This window comes from Citrobacter sp. wls826, assembly GCF_005281245.1.
Taxonomy (GTDB): domain Bacteria; phylum Pseudomonadota; class Gammaproteobacteria; order Enterobacterales; family Enterobacteriaceae; genus Citrobacter; species Citrobacter braakii.
The window spans coordinates 25,032-30,037 of sequence record NZ_SZWS01000030.1; the positions used below are offsets into that span (position 1 = coordinate 25,032).

The 5,006-nt window shown below is 54.3% G+C and carries 5 protein-coding genes and 1 riboswitch; of the genes, 4 read left to right on the plus strand and 1 reads right to left on the minus strand.

Going from position 1 to position 5,006, the window contains the following annotated elements; all coding sequences use genetic code 11:
- From glnE to glgS, 3 genes are all read left to right on the plus strand, one after another.
- On the plus strand, positions 1-1,565 hold a 1,565-nt coding region (gene glnE, locus FDW87_RS22070), incomplete at its 5' end, for a bifunctional [glutamate--ammonia ligase]-adenylyl-L-tyrosine phosphorylase/[glutamate--ammonia-ligase] adenylyltransferase (RefSeq protein WP_252363069.1).
- 59 nt (positions 1,566-1,624) lie between these two features.
- Complete coding sequence (gene hldE / locus FDW87_RS07680) at positions 1,625-3,058, plus strand: bifunctional D-glycero-beta-D-manno-heptose-7-phosphate kinase/D-glycero-beta-D-manno-heptose 1-phosphate adenylyltransferase HldE (RefSeq protein ID WP_016157492.1); 1,434 nt, start codon at positions 1,625-1,627, stop codon at positions 3,056-3,058.
- 307 nt (positions 3,059-3,365) lie between these two features.
- Positions 3,366-3,572 (plus strand): cell surface composition regulator GlgS, encoded by a 207-nt coding sequence (glgS, locus tag FDW87_RS07685; protein ID WP_019077704.1) that lies wholly within the window; start codon positions 3,366-3,368, stop codon positions 3,570-3,572.
- A gap of 34 nt (positions 3,573-3,606) precedes the next feature.
- Here glgS and ubiK read toward each other — a convergent pair whose 3' ends face one another.
- Positions 3,607-3,903, minus strand: coding sequence for a ubiquinone biosynthesis accessory factor UbiK (gene ubiK, locus FDW87_RS07690; protein WP_003024618.1), 297 nt, complete (start codon positions 3,901-3,903; stop codon positions 3,607-3,609).
- Between the two features lie 132 nt (positions 3,904-4,035).
- Positions 4,036-4,185: riboswitch (FMN riboswitch) on the plus strand.
- A 106-nt stretch (positions 4,186-4,291) separates the two neighbouring features.
- Between ubiK and ribB the strand changes: the two genes are divergently transcribed.
- Positions 4,292-4,945, plus strand: coding sequence for a 3,4-dihydroxy-2-butanone-4-phosphate synthase (gene ribB / locus FDW87_RS07695; RefSeq protein WP_016154529.1), 654 nt, complete (start codon positions 4,292-4,294; stop codon positions 4,943-4,945).
- The last annotated feature ends 61 nt before the right edge of the window (positions 4,946-5,006 follow it).

Below are 5,006 nucleotides of genomic sequence, written 5' to 3' on the forward strand. Positions count from 1 at the left end.
ACAACGTGCGCCGGGTGTTTAACGAGTTGATTGGCGATGACGAAGCAGAAACCCAGGAAGAGTCGCTCTCAGAACAGTGGCGTGAACTGTGGCAGGACGCATTACAGGAAGATGACACCACGCCGGTGCTGACGCATCTGGCGGATGACGATCGCCGGCGCGTGCTGTCTCTGATTGCCGATTTTCGCAAAGAGCTGGATAAACGCACCATTGGCCCACGCGGACGCCAGGTGCTGGATCACTTAATGCCACATCTGCTGAGCGATGTCTGTTCGCGTGACGACGCCTCAGTCCCACTGTCGCGCATCACACCGCTGCTGGTAGGCATTGTGACCCGTACGACCTATCTGGAGCTGCTGAGCGAATTCCCCGGAGCGCTTAAGCATCTGATTTCGTTATGTGCCGCCTCGCCGATGATCGCCAGCCAGCTGGCGCGGTATCCGCTGTTGCTCGATGAACTGCTGGATCCGAACACCTTGTATCAACCCACTGCGACGGATGCCTACCGTGATGAACTGCGTCAGTATTTGCTGCGCGTGCCGGAAGATGACGAAGAGCAGCAGTTGGAAGCGCTGCGTCAGTTTAAGCAAACGCAGTTGCTGCGCATTGCCGCGGCAGATATCGCTGGTACGCTGCCGGTGATGAAGGTGAGCGACCACTTAACCTGGCTGGCGGAAGCTATTATTGATGCGGTAGTCCAGCAGGCGTGGATGCAGATGGTCGCTCGCTACGGGCAACCCACTCATCTTGACGAGCGCGAGGGGCGCGGTTTTGCCGTCGTCGGGTATGGCAAACTGGGCGGCTGGGAGCTGGGCTACAGTTCGGATCTTGATTTGATCTTCCTGCATGACTGTCCTATGGACGTGATGACGGATGGTGAGCGTGAGATTGACGGGCGACAGTTCTATTTGCGTCTGTCGCAGCGCATTATGCACCTTTTCAGCACCCGCACCTCATCCGGTATTTTGTATGAAGTGGATGCGCGGTTGCGTCCGTCCGGCGCGGCGGGAATGCTGGTGACCTCAACCGAGGCTTTCGCTGATTACCAGCGCAACGAAGCCTGGACGTGGGAGCATCAAGCGCTGGTGCGCGCTCGAGTGGTGTACGGCGACCCACGGTTGACCTCTCAGTTTGATGCGATTCGTCGCGATATCATGACCCTCGTCCGCGATGCGAAAACCTTGCAGACCGATGTGCGCGAAATGCGTGAGAAAATGCGGGCCCATTTGGGCAATAAGCATCGCGATCGTTTTGATATCAAAGCGGATGAAGGCGGCATCACCGACATTGAGTTTATTACGCAATACCTGGTGCTGCGCTATGCGCATGAAAAACCGAAGCTGACGCGCTGGTCGGATAACGTGCGCATTCTGGAGTTACTGGCGCAAAACGACATTATGGATGAGCAGGAAGCGCTGGCGCTTACCCGTGCTTATACGACGCTGCGCGATGAACTTCATCATCTTGCATTGCAGGAACTTCCGGGCCATGTGGCGCCGGAGCACTTCGACGCTGAACGTACGCTTGTGCGTGACAGCTGGCAGAAGTGGCTGGTTGCCGAGTGAAGTGTGCTATTATCGCGCGCAAATTTTAAGACCCTCAGAGAATCTCTCAGGAGACAGGAATGAAAGTAACGCTGCCAGAGTTTGAACGTGCAGGAGTCATGGTTGTCGGTGATGTGATGCTAGATCGCTACTGGTACGGTCCTACCAGCCGTATTTCACCTGAAGCGCCGGTTCCGGTGGTGAAGGTTGATACCATTGAAGAACGTCCCGGTGGCGCAGCAAACGTGGCGATGAACATTGCCTCTCTGGGAGCGAATTCGCGTCTGGTTGGCCTGACTGGGATTGACGACGCGGCGCGTGCGCTGAGCAAAACGCTGGCGGATGTGAACGTAAAATGTGACTTCGTTTCTGTGCCAACTCATCCGACGATCACCAAACTGCGCGTGCTTTCCCGCAACCAGCAACTGATTCGCCTGGATTTCGAAGAAGGTTTTGAAGGCGTGGATCCGCAGCCACTGCATGAGCGTATTAACCAGGCTCTGGGCTCCATTGGCGCTTTGGTGCTCTCCGATTACGCCAAAGGCGCGCTGGCAAGCGTGCAGCAGATGATTGCTCTGGCGCGTAAGGCTGGGGTGCCGGTGCTTATCGATCCGAAAGGGACCGATTTTGAACGCTATCGTGGCGCAACGCTGCTGACGCCGAATTTGTCTGAATTTGAAGCGGTGGTCGGTAAGTGCAAAAGCGAAGATGAACTGGTTGAGCGCGGCATGAAAGTGATTGCAGATTTCGACCTTTCCGCGCTGCTGATCACGCGTTCCGAACAGGGTATGACACTGCTGCAACCGGGCAAATCGCCACTGCATATGCCGACGCAGGCGCAGGAAGTGTATGACGTGACGGGGGCGGGCGATACGGTGATCGGCGTGCTGGCAGCGACGCTGGCGGCGGGGAACACTCTGGAAGAGGCGTGCTATTTTGCTAATGCCGCAGCGGGTGTTGTCGTCGGTAAACTGGGGACTTCCACCGTTTCCCCGATTGAACTGGAAAACGCCGTGCGCGGTCGGGCCGACACTGGCTTTGGCGTGATGAGCGAGTCTGAGCTGAAACAGGCCGTTGCCAGCGCCCGCAAGCGCGGTGAGAAAGTGGTGATGACCAACGGCGTGTTCGACATCCTACATGCTGGCCACGTTTCCTATCTGGCGAATGCGCGCAAGCTGGGCGATCGTCTGATCGTGGCGGTAAACAGCGATGCTTCGACCAAACGTCTGAAAGGCGAAACGCGTCCGGTCAACCCGCTGGAACAGCGCATGATCGTGCTGGGCGCGCTGGAAGCCGTCGACTGGGTGGTCTCTTTTGAAGAAGACACACCACAGCGTCTGATTGCCGGCATCCTGCCGGATCTGCTGGTAAAAGGCGGCGACTATAAGCCGGAAGATATTGCGGGCAGCAAAGAAGTGTGGGCGAATGGCGGTGAAGTGCTGGTGCTGAACTTTGAAGATGGCTGCTCAACGACCAATATCATCAAGAAGATCCAAAAAGACAGCGATAAATAACAAATGCTGGAAACGTATCGAACTTTTGGATGCGATACGTTTCTTGCTGTTGATGCTGCTGTTTTCTTCAACCCAGAGTAAAGGAATAAGGGGAGAGGGGATTTCTCCCCCCGATTTACTTTTACATGACGTTACAATAAGCGTGCGTCACGCTGACCTTAAATCCGACCCCTCTTAGATTTCGTGGGAAACTGTGAACCAGCGCAGTGGTTTTGCGCACAATATGTACAGAATAACTTCGCATCCAGGGAAATACTGAAATTAGAAAAAGCATATGGCCTTAACAGATATTCAATAACTGGAGGGTATGCTCATGAACAGCAATATGTATTCAATGAACAATTTCGATTTCCTGGCCCGTAGTTTTGCCAGGATGCAAGCTGAGGGCCATCCCGTAGATATCCAGGCGATAACTGGGAATATGGATGAAGAACATCGTAGCTGGTTTTGCAAACGCTATGCGCTGTACTGCCAGCAGGCGACGGAGGCCAGGAAGCTAGAACTGGAACACTAACAGAAAAAACGGGCCTTGCGGCCCGTTGTCGTTTTTACTCTTGCGGATCGACTGACGGGATCGCGGGAGCAGGTTTAACTTCTGCCGTTTTTTCACGCGATTCCAGCTCAGTCAGACGTTGCTCAAGCAGCGCCAGCTTTTCACGGGTACGCAGCAAAACCTGAGTCTGTACATCAAACTCTTCACGGCTTACCAGATCCAGACGGGTCAGCTGTGACTGCAGCGTTTGACGAATTTTCTTCTCGACGTCTTCGCCAAACTCGCGGATCCCTTTCGGCATCGACTCGTGAACCTGACGAGCAATCTGCTCAATTTTTTTCGGGTCAATCATTGTGGTTTCCCTGAACTGGTACGTGTTGTTGCCTATTGTAGTGCGAACTGGCACAGGCATAAACCAGAATTGTGTGAAGCTAAGACGAGCAAAGGCGTTGATGAAGGTAATCAATAGCGTTATAGTTAACCCGCTTATTCTCAGGGCGGGGCGAAATTCCCCACCGGCGGTAAATCAACTCAGGTTGAAAGCCCGCGAGCGCTTTGGGTGCAAACTCAAAGGTCAGCAGATCCGGTGTAATTCCGGGGCCGACGGTTAGAGTCCGGATGGGAGAGAGTAACGATCCAGTCGGGCATGGACCCGCTCACGTTATTTTTTTGCCGCTTAGACGGTACTCCTAAGACTGCCCTGATTCTGGTAACCATAATTTTAGTGAGGTTTTTTTACCATGAATCAGACGCTACTTTCCTCTTTTGGTACGCCTTTCGAACGTGTTGAACTTGCGCTGTCTGCGCTGCGTGAAGGACGCGGTGTGATGGTGCTTGACGACGAAGATCGTGAAAACGAAGGCGATATGATTTTCCCGGCAGAAACCATGACTGTTGAACAGATGGCTCTGACCATCCGTCACGGCAGCGGTATTGTATGCCTGTGCATCACTGAAGACCGACGCAAACAGCTCGATCTGCCAATGATGGTGGAAAATAACACCAGCGCTTACGGTACCGGTTTTACCGTCACCATTGAAGCCGCAGAAGGCGTGACCACCGGCGTTTCCGCTGCGGACCGTGTTACTACGGTACGTGCGGCAATTCAGGATGGCGCTAAACCTTCCGATCTTAACCGTCCGGGGCACGTTTTCCCGCTGCGTGCTCAGGCAGGTGGCGTGTTGACCCGCGGTGGTCACACTGAAGCAACCATCGACCTGATGACGCTGGCAGGGTTTAAACCGGCAGGCGTGCTGTGCGAACTGACCAATGACGATGGCACCATGGCGCGTGCGCCAGAATGTATCGAATTTGCCGGCAAGCATAATATGGCGGTAGTTACTATCGAAGACCTGGTGGCTTACCGTCAGGCGCATGAGCGCAAAGCCAGCTAATCGCAAATTACCACGTTAGTCGCGGTAAGCATAAAAAACCGAAGCCATCTTCCAGGCTTCG